This window comes from Agarilytica rhodophyticola, from assembly GCF_002157225.2.
GTDB lineage: Bacteria > Pseudomonadota > Gammaproteobacteria > Pseudomonadales > Cellvibrionaceae > Agarilytica > Agarilytica rhodophyticola.
Window position 1 is genome coordinate 4969986 of the sequence record NZ_CP020038.1, and the last position, 22650, is coordinate 4992635.

At 40.7% G+C, this 22650-nt stretch carries 21 protein-coding genes; 9 read left to right on the forward strand and 12 right to left on the reverse strand.

Annotated features, from left to right (window positions below):
• Positions 1-6: 6 nt before the first annotated feature.
• Entirely contained in the window at positions 7-396 is a 390-nt protein-coding gene (locus tag BVC89_RS20575; protein ID WP_086932999.1) for a BlaI/MecI/CopY family transcriptional regulator, read from the reverse strand.
• A 362-nt stretch (positions 397-758) separates the two neighbouring features.
• Here BVC89_RS20575 and BVC89_RS20580 point away from each other — a divergent pair, with 362 nt between their 5' ends.
• From BVC89_RS20580 to BVC89_RS20595, 3 genes are all read left to right on the forward strand, one after another.
• Positions 759-1160: a hypothetical protein gene (locus tag BVC89_RS20580; protein WP_086933000.1), complete on the forward strand. Its 402-nt coding sequence runs from the start codon at positions 759-761 to the stop codon at positions 1158-1160.
• Between the two features lie 393 nt (positions 1161-1553).
• A complete protein-coding gene (locus BVC89_RS30085) occupies positions 1554-2402 on the forward strand; it encodes a hypothetical protein (RefSeq protein ID WP_173780738.1) in 849 nt (282 codons plus the stop codon).
• A gap of 228 nt (positions 2403-2630) precedes the next feature.
• On the forward strand, positions 2631-2858 hold the full coding sequence (locus BVC89_RS20595) for a hypothetical protein (RefSeq protein ID WP_086933002.1): 228 nt from the start codon (positions 2631-2633) through the stop codon (positions 2856-2858).
• 70 nt (positions 2859-2928) lie between these two features.
• Here BVC89_RS20595 and BVC89_RS20600 read toward each other — a convergent pair whose 3' ends face one another.
• The gene (locus tag BVC89_RS20600; RefSeq protein ID WP_086933003.1) at positions 2929-3579 is read right to left on the reverse strand and encodes a YiaD family glycine zipper/OmpA-like lipoprotein; all 651 of its coding nucleotides are present in this window, start codon (positions 3577-3579) and stop codon (positions 2929-2931) included.
• A 155-nt stretch (positions 3580-3734) separates the two neighbouring features.
• On the opposite strand from BVC89_RS20600, the gene BVC89_RS20605 reads away from it, so the two are divergent.
• Positions 3735-4238, forward strand: a complete 504-nt coding sequence (locus BVC89_RS20605; RefSeq protein WP_086933004.1) for a leucine-rich repeat domain-containing protein — start codon at positions 3735-3737, stop codon at positions 4236-4238.
• On the opposite strand, the gene BVC89_RS20610 is transcribed toward BVC89_RS20605, so the two are convergent.
• From BVC89_RS20610 to fabV, 9 genes are all read right to left on the reverse strand, one after another.
• The gene (locus BVC89_RS20610) at positions 4222-5982 is read right to left on the reverse strand and encodes an alkaline phosphatase D family protein (protein WP_086933005.1); all 1761 of its coding nucleotides are present in this window, start codon (positions 5980-5982) and stop codon (positions 4222-4224) included. The genes BVC89_RS20605 and BVC89_RS20610 overlap by 17 nt on opposite strands.
• A 160-nt stretch (positions 5983-6142) precedes the next feature.
• Positions 6143-6409 carry a PilZ domain-containing protein gene (locus tag BVC89_RS20615; RefSeq protein ID WP_086933006.1) on the reverse strand — a complete coding sequence of 89 codons (267 nt, stop codon included), beginning with the start codon at positions 6407-6409 and terminating at the stop codon, positions 6143-6145.
• Between the two features lie 470 nt (positions 6410-6879).
• Complete coding sequence (gene purC, locus BVC89_RS20620; RefSeq protein ID WP_086933007.1) at positions 6880-7602, reverse strand: phosphoribosylaminoimidazolesuccinocarboxamide synthase; 723 nt, start codon at positions 7600-7602, stop codon at positions 6880-6882.
• A gap of 20 nt (positions 7603-7622) precedes the next feature.
• Complete coding sequence (locus tag BVC89_RS20625) at positions 7623-8405, reverse strand: MBL fold metallo-hydrolase (protein ID WP_086933008.1); 783 nt, start codon at positions 8403-8405, stop codon at positions 7623-7625.
• 48 nt (positions 8406-8453) lie between these two features.
• A complete protein-coding gene (bamC, locus tag BVC89_RS20630) occupies positions 8454-9578 on the reverse strand; it encodes an outer membrane protein assembly factor BamC (protein WP_158658048.1) in 1125 nt (374 codons plus the stop codon).
• A 63-nt stretch (positions 9579-9641) separates the two neighbouring features.
• Complete coding sequence (dapA, locus tag BVC89_RS20635) at positions 9642-10517, reverse strand: 4-hydroxy-tetrahydrodipicolinate synthase (RefSeq protein ID WP_086933010.1); 876 nt, start codon at positions 10515-10517, stop codon at positions 9642-9644.
• A 509-nt stretch (positions 10518-11026) separates the two neighbouring features.
• On the reverse strand, positions 11027-12049 hold the full coding sequence (gene lpxL, locus BVC89_RS20640) for an LpxL/LpxP family Kdo(2)-lipid IV(A) lauroyl/palmitoleoyl acyltransferase (RefSeq protein WP_086933011.1): 1023 nt from the start codon (positions 12047-12049) through the stop codon (positions 11027-11029).
• 163 nt (positions 12050-12212) lie between these two features.
• Positions 12213-13259: an NADP(H)-dependent aldo-keto reductase gene (locus BVC89_RS20645; protein ID WP_086933012.1), complete on the reverse strand. Its 1047-nt coding sequence runs from the start codon at positions 13257-13259 to the stop codon at positions 12213-12215.
• A 176-nt stretch (positions 13260-13435) separates the two neighbouring features.
• Positions 13436-14626 carry an enoyl-ACP reductase FabV gene (gene fabV, locus BVC89_RS20650; RefSeq protein WP_086933013.1) on the reverse strand — a complete coding sequence of 397 codons (1191 nt, stop codon included), beginning with the start codon at positions 14624-14626 and terminating at the stop codon, positions 13436-13438.
• 264 nt (positions 14627-14890) lie between these two features.
• Between fabV and BVC89_RS20655 the strand changes: the two genes are divergently transcribed.
• The 5 genes from BVC89_RS20655 (at position 14891) to BVC89_RS20675 (ending at position 20121) form a co-directional block, all read left to right on the forward strand.
• Positions 14891-15463, forward strand: coding sequence for a MiaE family protein (locus BVC89_RS20655; RefSeq protein ID WP_086933014.1), 573 nt, complete (start codon positions 14891-14893; stop codon positions 15461-15463).
• Positions 15464-15466: 3 nt separating this feature from the next.
• On the forward strand, positions 15467-16792 hold the full coding sequence (locus tag BVC89_RS20660) for a hypothetical protein (RefSeq protein ID WP_086933015.1): 1326 nt from the start codon (positions 15467-15469) through the stop codon (positions 16790-16792).
• 19 nt (positions 16793-16811) lie between these two features.
• Complete coding sequence (locus BVC89_RS20665) at positions 16812-17651, forward strand: CPBP family intramembrane glutamic endopeptidase (protein ID WP_086934700.1); 840 nt, start codon at positions 16812-16814, stop codon at positions 17649-17651.
• 885 nt (positions 17652-18536) lie between these two features.
• Positions 18537-19100 (forward strand): serine O-acetyltransferase, encoded by a 564-nt coding sequence (locus BVC89_RS20670; RefSeq protein WP_216825020.1) that lies wholly within the window; start codon positions 18537-18539, stop codon positions 19098-19100.
• A gap of 16 nt (positions 19101-19116) precedes the next feature.
• Positions 19117-20121, forward strand: coding sequence for a glycosyltransferase family 2 protein (locus tag BVC89_RS20675; protein ID WP_086933017.1), 1005 nt, complete (start codon positions 19117-19119; stop codon positions 20119-20121).
• A 92-nt stretch (positions 20122-20213) separates the two neighbouring features.
• Here the strand turns inward: BVC89_RS20675 and BVC89_RS20680 are convergent, their stop codons facing one another.
• Positions 20214-21116 carry a hotdog family protein gene (locus BVC89_RS20680; protein WP_086933018.1) on the reverse strand — a complete coding sequence of 301 codons (903 nt, stop codon included), beginning with the start codon at positions 21114-21116 and terminating at the stop codon, positions 20214-20216.
• Between the last annotated feature and the right edge of the window lie 1534 nt (positions 21117-22650).

A 22650-nucleotide genomic window follows, 5' to 3' on the forward strand; every position in this document is an offset into this window, starting at 1 on the left:
GAATACTTACTCCTTGGTTTTTTTTATCCTTTTAATAGTTCGCTCTAACTCAGCAATCTCTCTTGATGATAATTCACTCCCCTCCATATCAAGCAAAGCGTTAACGGCATTAATTCTAGAGCCGCGAAAAAAAGTCTTAAGAAGCCGTTTTATAGCAGACTCTTGAACTTTTTTTTCTGCCAGTTTAGCTCGGTAAATATGCTTATTACCTTCAATATAAAACTCAACAATATCTTTTTCTACAAGCCGAGCAATTAATGCCCTTACCGACGAATAACTGGGGGGATCTGGCAATTTTTCCATAACATCGTGAGCGGAGCAGGTTTCATGCTCAAATAGTATATCCATTATTTGTCTTTCCCTACGACTAAGCTGCATTTGATCAATCGGGGGCATTATTACTCCTAAACTATCGCTTCAATCATATTTGCCACTTTTTGTCAGAACTTTTATTAAGAGAAAGAGTGCTGACAGTCTGAGTGCTAATTTTTTAGCATATGCTAAAAAATTAGCACTCCTTACGATCACTGTCAAGATAAAATTAATTCCATAGCTCGTAAAACTTTTATGCCAATGAACGAAGTAAAATCGGTGCTAGAATTTTTAGGAATAAAATGTAATGACATTTATTAGAAAATGATGCCGTTTTTAGGTTTTTAAACTTATTAGTCGAACCGAATTGAGAAAACAAGATACTCACCTCAGTGTAAACACTGTGATTTCTTTTAATAGCGTAACTGATAATTGAGGATAATATAATGGGCCCTACAGCAATAGCACCTAAGAGTACTATACCTACTAATAATAATGTAAATACTAGTTTTAACACCCCAACCGAAAGTGGTGGCACAAACGACAGCAGTCTTCGAACCGGAAAAGCTGATGGAGCTAATCCAATAAAATGGGGTGGGCCAGAGCAACAAAGTCCAGGATCCCAAAAGGCTCAAGGCAAAGAAAATTCGGGTGAAACAATGAAAGATAAAATCATGGAAATTCTCATGATGATTATACAACTTATTATGATGATGCTACAAAAAGGCAATGAGGCAGGAGATAAAAAAGGCTCTGAAGGCGGCACTCCTGGTGTTGATGGTGCAAGCCCTATAGGCCAAGGTGGTCAATCTGATCTCAACGGTTTGCGTAAAACAGAAATGGTATAATTAATAAATTTTTACCTACAGTAATAGTTACCATGGCTATATAAAAATGTTTTAAATACTCTTATAGCCATGGTATTCACCTTATTTTAACAATACATTCATTTGCAAATGTATTGATGCAAAGATCTAAGTTAGTTTATCCAGCCAAGCATATTCCCTATCCTCTTTTTTATCCTATTTTTCCATTCTATTTTAATTCTTAATCTGTGTAACAAATAAATACCGAACTTATTTGGATTAGGTTTTAAGCCCTTACTACGCCTAATAACTCAAAATGTAAAAAAGCCGGTTTTTTATTTCAAATAATCGAACCGAAGCATCCAACATTAATACTCAGTGTAATGTAAATGTATGGTTTTTTTAATAATGTGATATTTAATCGAGGCGAATACAATGAGCGTAATGATAGGAACAAGACCTATGGACATTAGTACCAATCCAAAGGTTGATGTAGGTAACTTTGGCAACTTTTCTCAAGATACAGGTTCAACGGGTAATACCATTAAACCTGGCAATGTAGGAGAAACAAGTCCTATTAACTTTGGCGACCCGTTGCAAAAAACTGCACAAACACAACAACCTACCACTGAAGGTACTGAGGCCGGCGGATCAATGAAAGACAAGATCTTAGAGATCTTGATGATGATTATCCAACTTATAATGATGTTATTAAAAGGTGGTGATCAACAAGGTGGTAAGGAAGGTGCCGGCGGACCTGCGCCTGCGGGTGGCCCTGGTGGTGGTGGCGCACCTAGTGGAGCAGGTGGCCCTGGTGGTGGCGGCGCGCCTAGTGGTGCTGGTGGTCCTGCTGGTGCCGGCGGGGCAGGAGGAGCAGCTGGTCCAGGAAACCCCAATGCACCAGGTAAAGAAATGGGTTTTGGGCCTGATGGTAAGTTCCAAATTGGCGATAAATGGGGCGGCTGGGATGGCGTCAGTGATGGCACTAAAGGAAGCAGCCACGATACCAATGACAGAGCCGCACTAGTTGGTCAGTTAGGAAAAATGGGACTTGATGATGGTGCCGCACACAGAGTTGCTCAGCATCTCCACAAAACTGCAGGAGCCACCGGTTTAGACGCGCACAAAGGTCAACACAGTGACGCTGAAGCAGCGGGAATTAAAGCAAAAAATCACGCAAATATTAAAGAAGTCTTTAATAACATAGGTGATAGACAAACAACTGAAGCAGAAATGACACAAATGATCACCGATGTCTATGCCAAAAATGGACGTGGAGCATAGCCATATCGGGAAGCTTCACTAACTGAAGCTTCCTATTTTTCTGCTTGATAAATTCCTCACGATGTAAATTACATTTTCAGTTAATTATTTGAATGACTTTTCCATCTATTTCCAATTAGATCGTGTGATATAGGCGAACTTTGTGACGTAATTATTTACATATAGATGAAAACCTGGAGGTTTTTATCGCCCTGGTAACTAAATAAAATATATTAAGGTACCCATAATATGCTAACTAATTTAAAAATGTTCAGTCCTGAAGCATCACATGCACGATCTCATACAATACACGAAGGTATCAAAGGAGGCCTCGACGCTGTTAAAGACGGTAAAATAAGCCCTAATGCCATTATAGGCGGCGCAGTTAAAGGGGCAATTAAAGGGTCATTTGAAGCAGAAGTTGGTGGTGCTAGAAGGGAAACTCCACCCTTAGCATTTGACGTGTTAAATAAATAATAAAACGCGCTTAAATAGCAAGTTGCCAGCTAGACCATCACCTGCCTTGTGGTCTAGCTGTTTTAAATGATTACTGAATAGGCTCTAGCTTTAATTCAACTCGACGATTTTGCTCACGACCACTAGCATTATTATTACTGGCTATTGGACGACGCTTACCATAACCAACAGAGTGAATACGCCCAGAAGGAATACCCTTTTGTACCAAATAACCTTTCACACTGGAGGCACGGTTTTCACTCAATGTCTGATTATAGTCTGAGGCACCTGTAGAATCGGTATGACCTGATACTGTAATCGCAGTTTTATCAAACTCTTTCAAGACATCAGAAACGGAACCCAAAACAGGATAAAACTGAGAGCGAATATTGTATTGTGCTGTTTCGAAAGTGATATTTCCTGGCATAATTAGATGCAGGTTATCGCCATCACGGCGCACTTGCACACCACTACCTTGAAGTCTTTGACGTAATTTCGCTTCTTGTTTATCCATATAGAAACCCACGCCACCACCGATAGCTGCGCCCGCCGCTGCACCAGTTAATATACCTTTGTCGCGATCACCTTTACTTGACGTAAGCGCGCCGATTACAGCCCCTGTTACTGCGCCAATGCCTGCACCTTTTGCAGTATTACTAGCTTTTTGTTCACCAGTATAAGGATCTGTTGATACACAGGCAGTCATGGATAAAACCAAGAACGATATAAGTGCGATACGCATAAATTATTTCTCCCGAAAATATTAAATCGCTTAAAATTCACAAGCTTTGCATTAAAATCAATCAATTTTGTCTTTCATCAGCGCCATAAGGCTTATTATCATTTTCGCAAAATGATATCCTAATTACTGCTTATTTATTGCTGACAGGCCACAATATGACAATTCTTTTCCAGCCGAAGTTCTTCGGCGCCGCCATTGTAGCAATCATTGCTGGCTGTAGCCGATATTCCGTATCAATAAATCAAAATGTTGTGTACGAGCCCCCAACTTTATTTAGCCAGTATGAGCTGGCAGATGCCGCTCTTAAAGAGTGTGTGCGCAGTACTATCGCTGAAAAGGGATTAACCAAAGCTGAACAATTGACGCAGTTGATCTGTGCGCCAGGCAATATCTTGGACCTAACAGGCATTGAAGTATTTGCCTATATTCAGCACCTGGGCTTGAGCAAGAACAATATTGAGAACATCGACACACTAGAAAAACTTCCTCGTTTGCAGCAGCTACAGATTTCCCATAACCATGTAAAAGATTTTTCAGTGTTAAAACACTTGGATAAACTAGTTTTTGTCAACAGCGATGGTAATAATGAGGCAGCTTGCAGTTCCCTTGAACTGCCTCAAACATCTATCGAACAAGTGCTTCCTAAACACTGTCGCTAATTACGTTGGCTCCCGCGTTAACAACTATTTGACGATTTCGGTTGGGCAAGGTTTGGTAAGTATTTTCTTTTACTGAACTGACATATATCCAATCAGCGGTGACGTTATTTGCAGTAAAGGTCACCATCAAGAAACCACGATCGGATAAATTAGTATAATTTAAATTCTCAATAAGCTGCGTCAGCCCACCTTCTGTTTGCATTATTGCTTGCTCTGAGCTGAGGTTCAAAAAAGATTCTAGCCCAGGAGAAGAAACACCGGGAGTTGCAAACTCGACGCCGACACTGGCATTGCCAGCGCTAGCAGAGGTTTTGAGGTTACTTGCCCAGCCATTATGAGTATCCCCTGCTAATACAACTAAATTCGCACTATTATCTTGTGCAGTTTGATAAATTTGCTCCCGCTCAGCTGGATATCCATCCCAAGCATCCAGGTTATAAGGCAAGCTAGGTAGTTGCAGTAATGGGCCTCGAGCTTGTAAAAACGCAGCCTGTTCGGGGCTGAGAGTTAGAGGATCGGCTTGGGCGAGTTGCACCAGGGTTACGTAGTCCTCTATTGATAATTGTGCAGTAGCCACAGCACCGGGGAGCTCCATACGCCCCATCAATACTTGCTGTCCAAGTGCTTGCCAGCGAGTATTAGTTGCTAGCTGTTCTTGCAGCCAATTTAATTGGTCGGTACCAAGAAGGGTACGGTTATTATCGAGTATTTCACTTGTGTAACGCTGAACATCAAAATTACCGTCATTACCAAAATAGCTGGCAAGCGACAGTTGTAGATCTCGCCCAACAATGCGTGTATCCAACATGATCAGGTTAACCAAATCACCGTATTGAAAATTTCTTGCTAATGAGGATACGTCGTTATCCACTGGAGGACGAATAGGCATCCACTCCGCATACGCTTGCAATGCAAAAAGTAGACGCTCAGCAAAGGAACCTTGCGTTTCAGGATCGTGGTTTTCAGCCCCCTCGCGCCAAGTATCGTTGGCCACTTCATGGTCATCCCATACTGCGATCATAGGCATCGCTTGATGGAAAGTTTGTAAATCCGGGTCAGTTCGGTACTGTGCGTAACGAGTACGGTAATCACTTAACGTGAGTAGTTCTCCTTCAGGTAACACTTCTCGCCCTAAGGTTTGCGCATCTTCACTGGCAAATCCGCCGCGAGCATATTCATATAGATAGTCACCAAGATGTATCGAAGCATCTACGCCATCTTGTTTGGCTGCTTCTGCATAGGCATGAAAATGTCCTGCGGGATAGTTAGAACAAGAAACAACGACAAATCTTGCTTGATCAGTCTCGCCTTCAGGTAAGGTTTTAGTGCGCCCGACTACTGAAGTGCTGCTCGCAGTAGAAAAACGATAATAGTAGACGGTACCGGGAGTTAAATTAGATGCGTCAACTTTCATAGTAAAGTCACGGCCCGCATTAGTCGTGGCTGAGCCTGATACCACTATCGACGAAAAATTTTCATCGGTAGCCACTTCCCAGGAGACCCTAACATTGGTGCTTCCTTCACGATCGGCTTCAGCTACTGGGGTAACTCGTGTCCAAAGAATAACACGGTCACTTAAAGGGTCTCCGCTGGCAACGCCATGATCGAAGCTTGCGGCAATTTCATCAGCATCATCGTCCCCAGAACAACCTACCAAGACACCACCTAATCCAGTGGAAACTACCGCACCGCCCATTCCCATCATTGAAAATTTCACAAACCCTCTACGTGAGACTTTTGTCATCTTATTCCCCCAGCTGTTTTAAAGTGGGCTAAGGGTAAGAGCATAAAGTTAACTCATCGTGTATTTTTTATTTCAGGAATATGAAATAAAAAATACAGGGGATGTAATCTTGTATTGAATCAAGATGTATGAAGAGGTGGCAAAAGGTGTTGGACGATAACTATTTTATAAACATAAGTCCGATGGTATTGCGTCTTGTATGCATCACACGCATGCTCACTGGCTCGGCATTAACAGGGCCTATCATTTTTTTAAAGTTGACATCGACAATTGTACCAGTAGGGGGAATCGGATGGTTTTCGATAGAAACCTGCGCCCCACCATCAGAAATATCTTTAGCAAAGCCAACGATAACACCAAAAGCAGGGTGTCTCATTTCAACGCGAACACCTGTTGGCGTCCGCTCATATTTTCGCCGTTCTTCCACGTAACTAGGCTCCTAACATCGAACAATAATTAATCTACAACTTGAGTATAACTCAGATTTGTATCTTTTCTCTGAGGATTATAAGCATATTTAGGCGACAGAATGCATTTGTTAATATTGTCACCTAAAACATGATTATTTGGCACACAATAAGCTTATTAACTTATCCACATTTTTTGTGGATAAGTCTGTGAGGAAGACCTTTAAACCCCTCTACAGTTAGCAGTAGTAATGGGCTCTTGTCGGTAGTGCGCATTTTTCGTTCGAAAAAAAAAAGCGTTAGTTTTCAACGAACTACAAACAAATAGAACAATAAACACTGTATTTGTATGTTTTTTGACACGACATAAAAAAGTCTTATCACATCATGTGGAAAACTATTGACTTTCGCAATAAAAAAAGATTTTTTTATCAGGAGTAAACACTCACATGCCAGTAACACAGCTATTGTGTATCGCTGACGCTTAAAATTAGCCAATTGAGGCAAAACTTATACCTAAGCGCTCACCCACGCGTTCATAAGATTCCACAACATTACCAAGTCCTTGGCGAAACCTATCTTTGTCAAATTTCTCTCTGGTTTCGGCATCCCAAATTCGACAACCATCCGGTGAAAACTCATCACCTAAGATCAATTCATCCCCAGACATTCCAAACTCTAATTTATAATCTACTAACAGCATGCCGCCATCGAGAAATAATTTTTTTAATACTTCATTCACTTTAAATGTAAGTTCTTTCATTTTAGACACTTGTTCATCACTCGCCCAATGAAAAGAACGTATATGATATTCATTTACCATTGGATCACCCAAGGCATCATCTTTTAGAAAGAACTCAAACGTCGCTGGGGTAAGATCCTTACCTTCCTCGATACCGTAACGACGGCAAATGGAACCGGCGGCAATATTACGAACGACACATTCCAAAGGCAGCATATCAAGGCGCTTAACCAAACTTTCGTTATCATTAAGCAAACGCTCAAAGTGAACAGGTACACCTGCCGCTTGGAGTTTTTCCATAATAAATGCGTTAAATTTATTATTTACCATGCCTTTGCGGTCAAGTTTCTCTCTCTTCTTACCATCGAAGGCCGAGGTATCATTACGGAAGTGGAGAATTAAATATTTCTCATCATCAGTGTTATACACAGACTTTGCTTTACCAGAATAGAGTTCTGCTTGTTTTTCCATTGCCCATTACCTAGTAGATTTTATGTGCTTAAGGCGAGATTATGATCTAGCTGTAACCAATCAAAGCCTTCGTCCTGACAGGCGAAGTGAACCGATTTCGCTTGTTGCATGATATCGTGCAATGCAGATTTTACTCGCTCAATACTGTTATTTTTTTGACTAATATGACCGACAACGATTTCCTGCATATGTTGTAGATCCAAATCTGCCAGAAATGTTGCTGTCTGTTGATTATTCAAGTGCCCCCAAGCACTAGACACCCGCGACTTCAAAGACGGCGGATAAGGCCCCATAGCTAGCATTTCTAAATCGTGATTGGCTTCCACCAAAAGCCCATGGCAATGGCTATAGGCTTCTGTAATATGAGGAGTCACACTTCCCAAATCTGTCAAAATACCCAACTTAAGACCCGACGCATTTTCAAATATAAACTGCGCTGGCTCACGGGCATCATGCGGCACAACCACCGGCGTCACATGTATTTGCCCTATGGTAAAATTTTGATAATTTGAGATCACACAAAGATTGGGCAAACGACCAAAATCACGGCTGGCATGTGTTCCCTCAGTCATATACACCGGCAAATTATATTTTCTCGCCAAAGGTGCAACGCCTTTAATATGATCTGTATGCTCATGGGTGACAACAATCGCAGATAAATCTTCTGGTCGCAGCCCCAAACGTTGCATACGTCGCTGTGTTTCTTTAATAGCAAAGCCACAGTCAACAAGAATAAGTGATTGTTCATCACTCACTAGCGTGGCATTACCTGAACTACCGCTGCCTAATGAAGCAAACTTCAAGTAGATTCCCCTATGGAAATAAAAACCTTCTAGATTAAGAAGGCCTGGCTAAATTAGATTTTTACGAATAATTCTAAGTAACTCTTTCGCTCTAGCGGGAGCAATACGCTGGCCTCGAGCATTGCGTACAACCACATCCGTGGTTTTTCCTGAAGAATCTACCATGACAAGAAAGCCAATACTTTTAGGTAACTGTTCGCCGTATGCCACACCATCAACTTCAGCAAACTTGTTTTGCACTTCTTCGTCAGCAGCTAAATGCTGAACCAAAGTGTTGATAGGATGAGGCGCAGTCTTTGGTAAGCCCCCTTTAAACCAACGACTAAACATACCTTGTTTATCTGCATCGGGGTCAAAACCAACATAATATAAGCCCTTGTCAACCGACTCGTCCCACAGCACAAAACCGTCCCGCTCAAGCGCATGAGCCACTGTTGCACGTGCACGCTCTTCAAACAAACGTAAGCGCATCGTCGGCTCGCGCTTATCTTTCAAAAATTCTACTTTTAGTGAACCACCAACATTTTGCCCAAGCAGCGATGCACTGTTATTGTTGACATTAGTGGCTAGAGTATTTGCCAGCTCGTCGAGTAACTGCCGCTCTCTTTTCACATTGTGAGATATTTCAGGCCAGGTAATATCCGTGTTGGCAACTTGATCTGCCGGCCTCTCGATTTGCAAAATATGTACTTCTGTAGTTTCTGGATGAACACCTTTTTCAATAAACACTCTAAAGCGTGACTTCGTGGCATCATCATCTTTAAAGGCCACATCACCCGTTTCAATCAACCCAATAGCAGGATTACTCACAAGTACCTGAATGCCAAACTGCGAGAAAAAGTTCTGTGTTCTTGGCCAAACTTGGCTAGTAGAAGCGTTTAAAAAAATCCATTTATGCTCCCCCAGCTTCTGAAGTTTAACGCCCACCTTACCTTTTTCAGTGTTAATAGCCACCGGCCGAGGCACTTCATATTCTTCCAGGCCAATTAAATCACCAAATTCATCGCGGGGGCTTACGTTGGGAATCTCATAGAGTTCAACAAGGGGCCTGTTATTCATGCCTTTCGGCACAACCATAGGTCTGATGGCTCCCGCCTCGAGATAGTCTTTGCTTTTACCGCGAAATATCCCTTTATCGCCATACAAAGCAGTACAACCGGAAAATGTGAGCACACAGGCAAGAATGCCTGTAATACTTAAAGATCTACAAAGAAAAGGTAAATACATATTATTAAATTATAACACTTCAACAGATTTCATAGCATCGAGCAATGGTTGATGATACTGCTCGCTGAGTTGCGTCAAGGGCAAACGTATTGCATCTGTACACATTTCCATTCTAGCCAAAGCCCATTTTACAGGTATGGGATTCGACTCTAGAAACAGTGCTTGATGCAGGCTTTGAATATATTCATCAATTGCCCGTGCTTCTTCGACTTGCCCAGCTAGCATCAGTTCACACATTTTAGCTGTTTGTGCTGGCACCACATTAGCAGTTACGGAAATTTCACCACAGCCCCCCAAGCGCATAAACTCCAGGGCACTAGCGTCGTCTCCGGACAACAGCAGAAAATCGTCACTGACACCAGCGCGAATATCTTGTAGACGCTGCATACAGCCTGTGGCCTCTTTAATACCGATAATGTTATCGATCTTGGACAATCGAATCACTGTTTCCGGTAGCATATCAACACTGGTACGCCCAGGAACATTATAGAGTATCTGTGGGATATCCACCGCCTCAGCAATGGCTTTATGATGCTGGTAAAGCCCCTCTTGAGAGGGTTTATTGTAATAAGGACTAACCAATAGACAGGCATCAGCGCCAATATCCAGAGCACCTTGAGTAAGTTCAATAGCCTCTGAAGTGGAGTTTGCCCCCGTGCCTGCGATAACAGGGATCCGACCTGCCACCTGCGCAACGACCTTGCTGACCACCTCAACATGTTCTTTTACATTTAAAGTGGCAGACTCTCCTGTCGTTCCCACCGCAACTATAGCTTTTGTTCCCTGTTCAATATGCCATTCTATAAGTTTATGCAAGGCTTCCCAGTCCAGCGACAAGTCCGGCTTCATAGGGCTTATCAGGGCGACCATACTGCCTTTGAACATAAACTTCTCCAGATGCATATATTTATTACACAAAAATTAAGAGCGCCATATTACTGACCAAAGGCAATAGTCTCAACTGTTTTATATTGCCTTGTCCAAGGCTCCCTGCCTTGCACAAGGCGTCGCCCTTAAAATGCAGGCGCAAACGCGCGAGTGTGCTGGCATTTTAACGGCTCGCATTGACCTTTAGGTCAATGTACAAGCCATCCATGGCTTGCGAATTCCTGTTTATATTGCCTTGTCCAAGGCTCCCTGCCTTGCACAAGGCGTCGCCCTTAAAATGCAGGCGCAAACGCGCGAGTGTACTGGCATTTTAACGGCTCGCATTGACCTTTAGGTCAATGTGCAAGCCATCCATGGCTTGCGAATTTCTGTTTATATTGCCTTGTCCAAGGCTCCCTGCCTTCCACAAGGCGTCGCCCTTAAAATGCAGGCGCAAACGCGCGAGTGTGCTGGCATTTTAACGGCTCGCATTGACCTTTAGGTCAATGTGCAAGCGTTTCATAAGCTTATTTATTGTTAGCGCTTTTTTGCATTTCTCTGCGGGCATGTTCTTCAGATCGCTTGCGCCTGTTCCTGCGAAAAGATCTTAGAGCTTGTAAGCCATAAAAGTCTTCATCATTGTCCTGCCTACTTTTAAAGCGTCTATGCACCCATAAGTATTGTTCGGGGTATTCCCTTATACGCTCTTCAAGGAAGCGATTCATAGTTAAAGCGTCCTCTTTCTCATCATCTTTGCCATAGTTTTCGTGCTCGGGGAAAACTTCGACTAAGTAGCCAGAACCATCGCGTTTGCGAACACAGTACAAAGAAAAAACTCGTGCTGCACCTAATTTAGTTAACTGAGTTGGGGATGTAATCGTGGCCGCATCCACATTAAAGAAGGGCACAAAAACACTGTACTTGTGCCCGTAATCTTGATCAGGCAAGAAGAACAATAGGTTACCTTTGCGCAGAGCTCGCACCATACCGCGAACATCTTTACGGGGCAAAGCTTCTAGACCTTCTCCATGACGCTCCCGTCCTTTACGCATAATGTAATCATATACGGGATTACCATGGGGCCGATAAACACCTCGATTTAAATAGGGATAATGTCGATTTAGCGCCGCACACCCCATCTCCAAAGAAGTGAAATGATAGGTGAGCAGGAGAATACCTTTGCCCGATTCTTTTGCCTTAAGTAAGTGGTCTACACCACGAATATCGATCACTTTTTTTAGTCGCCAGTAGGGCCAAAACCATGCGATACCAGTATCAAAAAGACCTCGACCAGTAGATTCCATGGTCTGCCAAAAAAGCTTTTCCTTAGCTTTTTCATCAAGCTCAGGGAAGCATAGCTCTATATTTTTGTGTGTAATCATACGGCGGCGCTTGCTCAATTTAGCCGCTAAGCGACCAATTTTTGCACCCAGCCACATTTGTAAGCGAAAGGGTAAAACCTGTATTAGTAGCCACCAAATAGCCATGGCAAACCAAACTGGCCAATATTTGGGGTGTAGAAGTTTTACGGAGAACTTAATTTTTTCCATGTATTATCAATGTATGAGTCAAATATACGTTCGCAAAATGCGCGCATTATAGGGCTCGCCTCACCTCTTGTCCCATGGGCGAGCCATTTTTGATATTTTTATCTATGGTTTTCAAATTTCAATCTAATGCCAAGATAAGACCTAAGCACTCCTTCGAGAAAGCCTAAGGCGCCGGATTCGGATCGCTATAGTGAACATCATCGATTTTTTGTCTTATATCTTCACTTAATTCTATATCGATACTATCAATATTTTCTTTGAGCTGTTGCAAGTTTGTCGCACCAATAATGTTTGAAGCCACTGACTGACGCCCATTAACAAAGGCTAAAGCCATTTGCGCAGGATTTAAGTCGACTTCTTTAGCAATCGCAACATAAGCCTCAGTAGCCGCAGCGGCATTGGCTTTGAGGTAGCGTTTAAAGCGATCGTATAGCGTTAAGCGCGCGCCTTCAGGACGCTTACCATCGAGGTATTTACCACTTAACGAGCCGAACGCGAGAGGTGAATAGGCCAACAAACTCACCTTTTCCCTGAGCGCCATTTCAGAAGCACCAACATCGAAGGTGCGATTAAGTAAATTATAGGGGTTTTGAATGGAGACTATCCGGCTGAAGTTTTCTTGTTGTGCCACACGTAAGTATTCGTGCATCCCCCACGCAGTCTCATTTGATACGCCTATATGGCGAACTTTACCCGCTTTGACAAGCTCATCGAGAGCACTTAGGGTTTCAGCAATTTCATAACCATCGTCCTCTGGCATATGATGATACTCCGCCCTACCAAAAAAATTGGTAACTCGTTCAGGCCAGTGCACTTGATAAAGGTCAATATAATCCGTTTGCAGGCGCTTTAGTGAGTCATCAATAGCCTTATGAATATGCTCCCTATTCAACCTAGCTCCGCCTCTAACATGCTCCAAGCCATTATTTCTCTCGGCACGGCCAGTTACTTTAGTCGCTAATACAATTTTGTCGCGACGACCACGTTGTACTAACCATTCACCTAGAATTTCTTCAGATTTACCCTGAGTAGACGGGCGCGGAGGTACAGGGTACATCTCGGCCACATCAAAGAAATTCACCCCCAGATCAAAAGCCATATCCATTTGTTCGAATGCTTCGGCTTGCGTATTCTGTTCGCCCCACGTCATAGTACCTAAACAAATGCGACTGATTTCAACGGAAGTATTGCCAAGGGTGGTGTATTTCATTCTTTTCTCTCAACAAGTTAATAGGCAGCTCTATGGACAACATTAATACCAATATGTGCCATGAGCATATCGCGCTAATTGAATACAAGTAGGCTCTAGGTAAATAAAAAGGCGGTATAAAACCGCCTTTTTTCTATAGGTTACATTGTGAATGCAAAGTAGACGAACGCCCTAGTTTAAAAATTCACCTTAACACTGGGTTCTGGCGCGATATCTTCATCGTAATCAATGCTGTTAAGACCAAAACCAAAAAGTTTCAAAAACTCATCGGCATACCCTTTATAATCAGTCGCCTCAAATAAGTTCTCTTCTGTTACTGTTGGCCAAATTTTCTCTACTGCACCTTGCACTTCTTCACGCAATTCACGCTCATCCATACGCAGACGGTTGGCTTCATCCAGTCTTGGCTTATCGCTGTACAAGCCTTCAGAAAATAGACGATACAGCTGCTCAATACATCCTTCATGGCTGCCATCTTCTTTCATTACTTTGTACAAAATGGAAATATACAATGGCATGATCGGAATGGCCGAGCTGGCTTGCGTCACCAGAGCTTTAAGGACGGATACATTTGCCTGGCCACCCAAAGGGGCTAAGGTTTGCTCAATCGCTTTGGCTGCTCTATCCAGGTCTTCTTTTGCCTTACCTATGGTTGCTTGACCATAAATTGGCCACGTTAGCTTATCCCCTAAATAAGTATAAGCAGTAGTCTTACAGCCTTCACTTAGGACATCAGCCTCTTTGAGTGCTGTTATCCACATTTCCCAATCTTCTCCTCCCATCACCTTAACGGTATTACTGATCTCCTGTTCATTAGCGGGATCTAAAGTAACGTCTGCAATGGTCAAGGTATCGGTATTTAAACTGCGTGCGGTATAGGATTGGCCGATAGGTTTGAGTACTGAATTGAAGGTTTCTCCTGATACCGGATCTGTTCTACGAGGAGAAGCTAAGCTGTATACAACTAAGTCAATTTTGCCCATATCCTGTTTTATCTGAGCAATAGTTTTGTCTTTAATTTCAGTAGAAAAAGCATCTCCATTGATACTCTTGCTGTAGAGCCCAGCTTCTTGCGCCGCATGCTCAAAGGCGGCAGCATTATAATACCCAGCAGACCCTGTTCGTTTAGCAGTATTAGGCTTTTCGAAGAAAACGCCGAAAGTATTAGCACCGCAGCCGAAAGCCGCTGTGATACGTGAAGCTAAGCCATAGCCTGTAGAAGCACCGATAACAAGTACGTTTTTAGGCCCGTTTTCGATGGTTCCTTGCTGTTTGATATATTCAATCTGTTCGTGCACATTATGCGCACAGCCTTGAGGATGGGCGTTGGTGCAGATAAATCCTCGAACCTTAGGCTTTATAATCATATTAAATTCCTGTTCTTAACCCGGCTATTTACTAACTAAATATTCATTCAGAAACGCACGTGCTGAGCTTATTCTGAGTATCGCAAAATCGACGATATAGCGCCGCCGACTTTGGGCATTACCCCCCGTAATGCCATGAGTACCTGTTTATAAACAGACACGAATTATAAGTATAATAATATCTTGTGACTGGCTATTATAGCTTAAGCGCGAATTAGTGCGAGCATCACAGCAACCCGTTCAACATTTAAGCAAATCGTATATATGTTTCAACTTCGTTATCATACCAGTGAAGACTGGACACAAACTGTTATTGAACACTTTGATGATTTTTTAATAGATCATGCCGCGGCCGAAAAAAAAGCATCAGGCATGGCGATCTCTATGCTTTCCCATTATCCGGACAAACCTGAGCTTGTAAAAGCGATGATCGACCTCTCAATAGAAGAGATGACCCACTTTCGTGAAGTGGTGAAGATCATGACCAACAGAGGTCTTATGTTAGCGCCCGATACAAAAGATGCTTACGTTCTTCAGCTGCGTAAGCTTATGCGCAAAGGTAGCTTGGAGTATTTCTTAGACAGGCTTGTTATCGCAGGTGTTATTGAAGCCAGAGGTTGCGAGCGATTTGGTTTAGTGGCCGAGGCCTTACCAGAAGGTGAGCTGAAGAGATTTTATATTGCCATTACAGAGTCTGAGTCCCGCCACGAGAATCTATTCATTGACTTAGCCATTCGCTATTTTCCCGAGCAAACGGTCAATTCACGCCTTGACGAAATACTTGATCATGAAGCCCAAATATGCAGTTCACTGCCAATCGTTGCAGCCCTTCATTAAACTGTGAATACGATTGACAAATACCTTCGCGATTATGCGGAGCCAGAAACAAAACACCTTGAAAATCTATTTGCAAGCAATAAGGAATGTTATCAATACTGCGTTGTCATTCCCATATACGACGAAAACACAGACTTTTTAATCCGCTTACAGCAACACTTACGTATAAAAAATGTTTTGCTTATTGTTGTTATCAATCAACCTGATACAAGCAGTGCGAACTCTAAAAATAAATATTTGTACGAGTATGTACTCAATGGAAAAATTGTCGCCAGTGCTGGCAACTTGTCTCATGTTTGCCTAGATAAATTAGATATTTTATTGGTGGATCGCTTCTCTAAAAACAATACTATTCCCTCCAAGCAAGGGGTCGGGCTGGCGCGAAAAATTGGTGGCGATATTGCGGTAAAACTTTACAAGGTAAAGCGTCTTATAAAGCCATGGTTTTATTCTACTGACGCAGATGCTCATCTGCCCAACAATTATTTTTCCGATGCTTTTGGAAGTTTTTATCAGAAAAAACCTGTAAGTGCTTGCGTGTTTGATTTTGCACATAAGCGCAATTCAAGTTTGGTATCTCAAGCAACTTATATGTATGAGATAGCGATTAAATATTATCGCAATGCTTTAAAATGGGCCGGCTCTCCTTATGCTTTTTTTACTTTAGGCAGTACGCTCAGTGTGGCTATTGATGCGTATTGCAAAGTAAGAGGGTTTCCTAAAAGAGCAGCAGGAGAAGACTTTTACCTTCTCAATAAACTCGCCAAGATAGGAGAAGTATCATTTCAAGAAAATATCCATATTCAGCTCGATGCGAGAATTTCTCAACGCGTTCCTTTCGGCACTGGGCCGGCAGTACAGGAGATTCTGAATCAAAAGAGTCAGCAGCAAGAATACTGTTATTATTCCCCCCAAATCTTCATATATTTAAAACATTGGATAGATTATGTAAATCACAGTTGCGATTGTTACTTTGATGATATCGAGATATTACGCCAAAGCAAAACTGCACCGAAAGTAACACTGACATCGTTCTTTAAAGCTTCCTTTAATCGCTTGCCTGACGAAGTAATAGCGGCAACTGACGCCTTAGGTTTTAACAAGTTTATAGAGCATGCCAACAAACAATGTCATGATAAAAAGAACTTCCTCGCACACTTTCACGATTGGTTTGATAGTTTTAGAACACTAAAATTTGTTCACTATATGCAAGACCATTTTATATCAGCAAAGCCCTTGCAGGAATGTTTGCAAGAAAGTACACCATACTGGACAAATTACCCAATATTCAAAGAGTTCATTGAGAAACATGAAAGCCCGGCAAAATAACGCAATAATACGAACAATTATGGATATGGCTAACTGGCTTCATCCTCGCAATATACTTATAGCGCTTGATGATATTGATAATGAAACCTCGTCATATACATTGAATAGACAACAAGCCTTACGCCAAGTGTTTTACACCATGGCAAGCGTTGCCGTTTGTTTATTAATAATTCATTACATGAAATATGATTCAACATTCCAAGCAACTCTTGCCCTACTTTCTTCTATACAAGGACAAACAACACACTACTGGTCGGGCAAAATTCAAGCGACAGGTTACGGCCATTTAATAGGATATTGCTGGTGGACATTTTGGCATGTAATAGGCTACGTACTTATTCCTTGTATCGTGATAAAAAAAGTTTTATCAGCCAGTATTGTTGATATGGGGTGGCGCTGGAATGATACCAGCACACATTGGCGGGGCTACCTATTATTACTCAGCCCAATTTTAGTATTTATTATAATGGTCAGCCAAGGAGAGGATTTCATCAATCACTATCCATTTTATAAACAGGCTGGTAGAAGCTGGTTTGACTTGCTTGCTTGGGAATTTTTGTATCTTTTACAATTTATCTGCTTGGAATTCTTTTTTCGCGGTTACTTTGTTAATGCCCTGCGTCCAGCAATAGGTGCTAATGCAATATGGGTAATGTGCCTTCCCTATTTAATGATCCACTTTCCAAAATTATGGCTAGAAGCAACAGGCGCTATTTTATTCGGTTTATTTTTGGGAATTTTAGCCTTACGTTCGCGCTCAATATGGGGGGGCTTTCTCGTCCATGCAGGTGTGGCCGTGAGTATGGATATCGCGTCTTTAATAAAGCAAGGGAAGATTCCGACAGTTTTTTGGCCATAACTCATAAGTTGGTATTGACTTACGATAGCTTTTTTTGAACTCTTAATTTTGTCTCGCTAAGACAAAAAATGTTTGAAAACTCAAAACTTCGCTTTTGCACGCCTCTGGAAAAAAACGATAAAACCGCAATTTCGTGAGAGGCATCACACATTGATTATCATTTTTCTTGAACTGGAACAACGCACAACCAAATAATAGCCAGTTATATCAAACATTTTCTTGAAACGTGCAGTTTATATAATTTACCACGCCACTATTATCTTAGCGCAACGATTTTACTTTAAAACCATGTTTAAGAATGAGGTTAAATGCGACTATATTTCATGCAATTTTTTTTATATTAGGCTATTTTTTTATGTAAAATGGAAAAAATAACAATTTAGATACGACTATACTTTATAAGTTTGTTTATAATACCCTCTATCTGGCAGATTTAGTGAGAGAAACAGATCGCTTCATTATTTTTAATACTGTAGTCGTCATAGGGCCTGCTAACGCTAATTAAATTAGTATTAACAGGCACTGAAGTATTCTCAGCCAAAGCTTTCCCCATAATAATTAATATTTCGTATAAATAAGAACATTCTACTGATACATGTATTAGGAGGATGATTGTAGGCATACGATTTAAATCGGATAGCACATTATAAAAATACAACTAGCACCTAATAACTAGTACCTAAGCGATTGATTTAGATGCTGACTGAAAAGTTAGCTGATATTAATGAGCACAATATTACTTATATGCTCTATTATTTTAACAATAGTGGTTATGTTATCGTTGAAATATTACAAGATTTTAATTAGATACATAATGCTAAGTATTTGGATAATTGATAGTCAGATGTATTGTCTGGAAATTTTAATTATGCATTGGTATACGAAGTGACATTATTTGAAATTATAAAAGAAGACTGGATTGCACACCAACGGGACTGGACTCGTCCAGGATTTCGCGCTGTTGCTTTTCATCGTTTTGGCAGGTGGCGCTTAACCATCAAGCACCGTATTTTTCGTGCCCCGATGACCTTACTCTATCGTGCGCTTTACCGCCGCGCTCGTTCTATTTATGGTATTGAGTTACCTTATTGTATTGAACTGGGTCGTCGCGTCATTATCGAGCACCAAGGCGCCATTGTCATCCATGGTAATTGCGTCATCGGCGACGATTGCATCATAAGACAAGGGGTATCGATGGGAATTAAGAACATCGATAGACCCAACGACGCTCCTGTATTAGGCAATCGTGTAGATATCGGTGCAGGAGCCAAGATAATTGGTGACATTACCATAGGCGACGATGTTGTTATTGGTGCAAATGCGGTGGTACTCGATGATGTCGCCGCAGGCACAACTGTCGTAGGTATCCCAGCAAAGCCTGTCGGCAAAAAGAAAAACATCAGTACACATTCCAAAGTACAAGAAATATGCATGCAGGCTCACTCCTAGGAATAGATAAAGTATTATGGAAAATAATGATGTAAATCATAGCCAAGTGGCAACAATCATCGTCAATTACAATACTGGGGCTATGGTCTGCCGCGCACTTGATAGCCTCGCAAAAGAACGTACCTACCTCGTAAACTTATCTGTGGTAGTAGTGGATAACCAATCGCCAAATGATTCATTTAGTCAGATAAAACAACACATTGAAAAACAAAGTTATGGCGCCTGGGCTGAGATTATTTTGGCGGAGAAGAATGGCGGGTATGCATACGGTAACAATTTAGGCTTCAGCTATTATAAAAATAAGTACAAGGATAAGCCTTCGCCTATTGAATATTATTGGTTATTGAATCCAGATACCTATCTTAGACCCAAAGCATGCCTTAATTTAGTTAACTTTTTAAGTACAACAGATGGCGCAATATGTGGCAGTCGCCTCGAAGACCCTGATGGCACACCGCAAATATCTACCTTTAACTTTCCAAACACTGTCAGTGAAATCCTCTCAGGGTTTAGTCTAGGTGTATTAGACAAACTATTTGCACGCTACCGTGTTACCCGGGCGCTTACAGATACACGTGAAACTGTCGACTGGGTAGCAGGTGCATCCTTGATGATTCATCAGTCGGTGTTTAAACGTGTGGGGTTGATGGATGACAAATACTTTTTGTACTTTGAAGAGGTAGATTACTGCCTACAAGTGCAACGAGCTGGATTCAAATGCTGGTATGTTCCTGAGAGCCGAATTGTTCATGAAGTTGGTGCAGCGACCGGGATTTCTGATGTACGCAAAAGACAGCCTCGCCGTCCTACCTACTGGTTTGACTCTAGGCGACGCTATTTCCTTAAAAACCATGGCTTTATCACGTTAATCCTTGCGGATTTTGGCTGGACAATAGGATATATATTTTGGTGTCTACGCAAACGCCTCACTTCCCCTAAAGACCTAGATAATCAGCCGCCTAAGTACCTACAGGATTTTGTGCGCAATAGTATTTTTAATGTAGCACGTCTTAAAAAGTAGTCGTTGTTTGGCGGAATTTAATTGCCGCCAAACAACCAAGCGCTTGTATGATAAGCTGAAGTAGCCAGCATCAATTCCCCAACCAAAAGTACTTATGATCTCAGTTTTATTGTTCCAAATGCGAGCAGCTCGTTATCAGCGTCAACCAACTCAAAGTTTTCCCCATCACATAAAAGATGCACTAACTGATCGTGGTATACGGGTTTTGCATAAAAAATCTTCACATTTGAAATGTTATGAGAATAGTGATTCCAGAACAAACTAATCACAATATTTAAGGTACATAAGCCCTGTATAAATGCTTTTGCTTTGCCAATGATTTTGGCTGTAGTATCAAAAATATGAGTAAGATTAAAATCCCCAGAAATTGCTCCGAAATGCACCCCCATCCCCTTCCAAACATAAAAATTCCCAAGGCTGTGGTTTTTAATACTGAGTGTACTCTCACGGGAACGCATAGATTGTATTGTCTGTGCAGTTGAATCATTTAAGGATGAATTTGCCTTTGCATTTTTCACATAAACATAGTCTGTTTGGCAAAATAATCTACTATCATTTTTGGTGAGTACGCACGAATTAAAACGCGCTAAACTAGAAAAATCATTAACAGATTCAGCCCCAGCATATGAATACTTCAGCTTAACAGGAGTACTGTCCTGCTCATCTATTTCGTTAGATAGAATCTCAACATCACTACATGCAAAAAGAATATTTTTATAGGATATATTTAGGCGTTTAGTATATTCAATAATAGCTTGCGAACTTATCGGAATGTGATATGAAAGTGGTGGATACGAGCTTTTTCTTATCTTGAAAAAATCACACCAACGCTTCCGATCTTTTCTTTTAATTTCCATTTCAGACTGAAATACTGGAAGTTCGGACTCAAGTACAGGCTTATGTTTACGAGCAATACCTTTAAATAATTTAAAAAAATATGATAAAAAGTAAACACTGGGATTCTCAATGCTATATGCTTTTAAATTTTCAACCATACTAAACCTATGTTATTTTAGAACTTATTAGTTTTTCCAAATATTAAGGTATCCCTATTATTGTATTGACCTGACATAGGTTGTGTCAGGTCGGCGACAGCATAGAAAGTCATAATGACAACCACAAACCACATGGAATGTTAGCCACACCAAAACCCTAACAACTGACGCTCTTAATATAAGAGTCGGCTTCTAAAGAACCTCTAACTGGTTTATACAAATTCCAGATAGTTTTAAAAAATAAAACCAGAGATATTTTCTTTTTTAAACTCTTATTTGCCCCCGGAGTAAGACCAATAACACTTAATCGGCATACCAATGAAAGAATATTTATAAGAGTATTGGAAGGCTTTATGCAGACCATACTTTAGGGATTAAGACATAACATTTCATCACAAAAAATATCAACCACACCACTTTATTTCATGTTTAAGATTTTTGTTAGAAGTGCATCACACAAGAAACATTCAGCGTGTATTTTAAATAACAATAAAATAAGTAATTTATTATTTTTCTGAACAAAAAAACAGTAGATATTGTAAAAAAATCTACCCAAATAATTTTAATACTTAGCTAATCAATGACTCATATTATTTTCAATAGAAGAATCACATATTCAAAATATGTTGTCTAGTTTACTACTGAATTTGGTCTCTATTGATACTTACTTATGAATAAGCCCTTTTCTATAATTGTTATTGAACGATCACTTGAAAAGGTCTTTTTTTAAGATTAAATATAACTTTAATTAATTCAATCATTATCTCGCTAAATAAAGCAAAATAGCCATAACTAAGTATTTTATTGAGTATATTTATAGTGCTATTTCGAAGCTTTCTTTGGAAATATTACTTTAGAAATTCCTTTTCGAAAGCTTCAGAAAAGCTAATACTAATTTTACCATATTAATTGATGTTCATTTATAGCAAATCTAGTAATTTAATTATTATCAATAATGTGATAAGGGCAATGGTATTTAAAAGTCTCACAAACGATCCTTATATTAAATTCTACAATTCAGTTTTATCTATTAGACTTATTTATTTGAAAAGAAAGTTAAGACCTATTACCAATTAGGTAAATTTCGTAACACAGAGCTCGCACAAGCATACATTGAAAGATCAAAAAACAACCAAAACATTATTGCCTATCCCCCATAGAAAATGTTGTAGTAATAAACCTTGCCAGTAATATGTCGACGCACAATATCTAACAAAGCAAGAAAAGAGCCAAAAAAAAACACCAAAAAAATCAATAGCATAAGAAAGTGAGAACTAGTCGGTGTCAACCTTACCGACAATAATATAAGCACCAATATGGGTGGGAAGACTAAAATACCAACAAAGCGCTTTGATAAACAGCAATAAAAAAGTGAAGCGCTGAAGTAAAAATATTGCCAATCTGTCGTCAAAAATTTCATTTAAAAATAATTTAAGAAACAGCAAAGACCATTACTTAAAACAACAAATCACGCCAACTAAAAACTTTGCACGCCTTGAAAGTTTAACTGTTAAAAAATGTTTTATATTTAAAA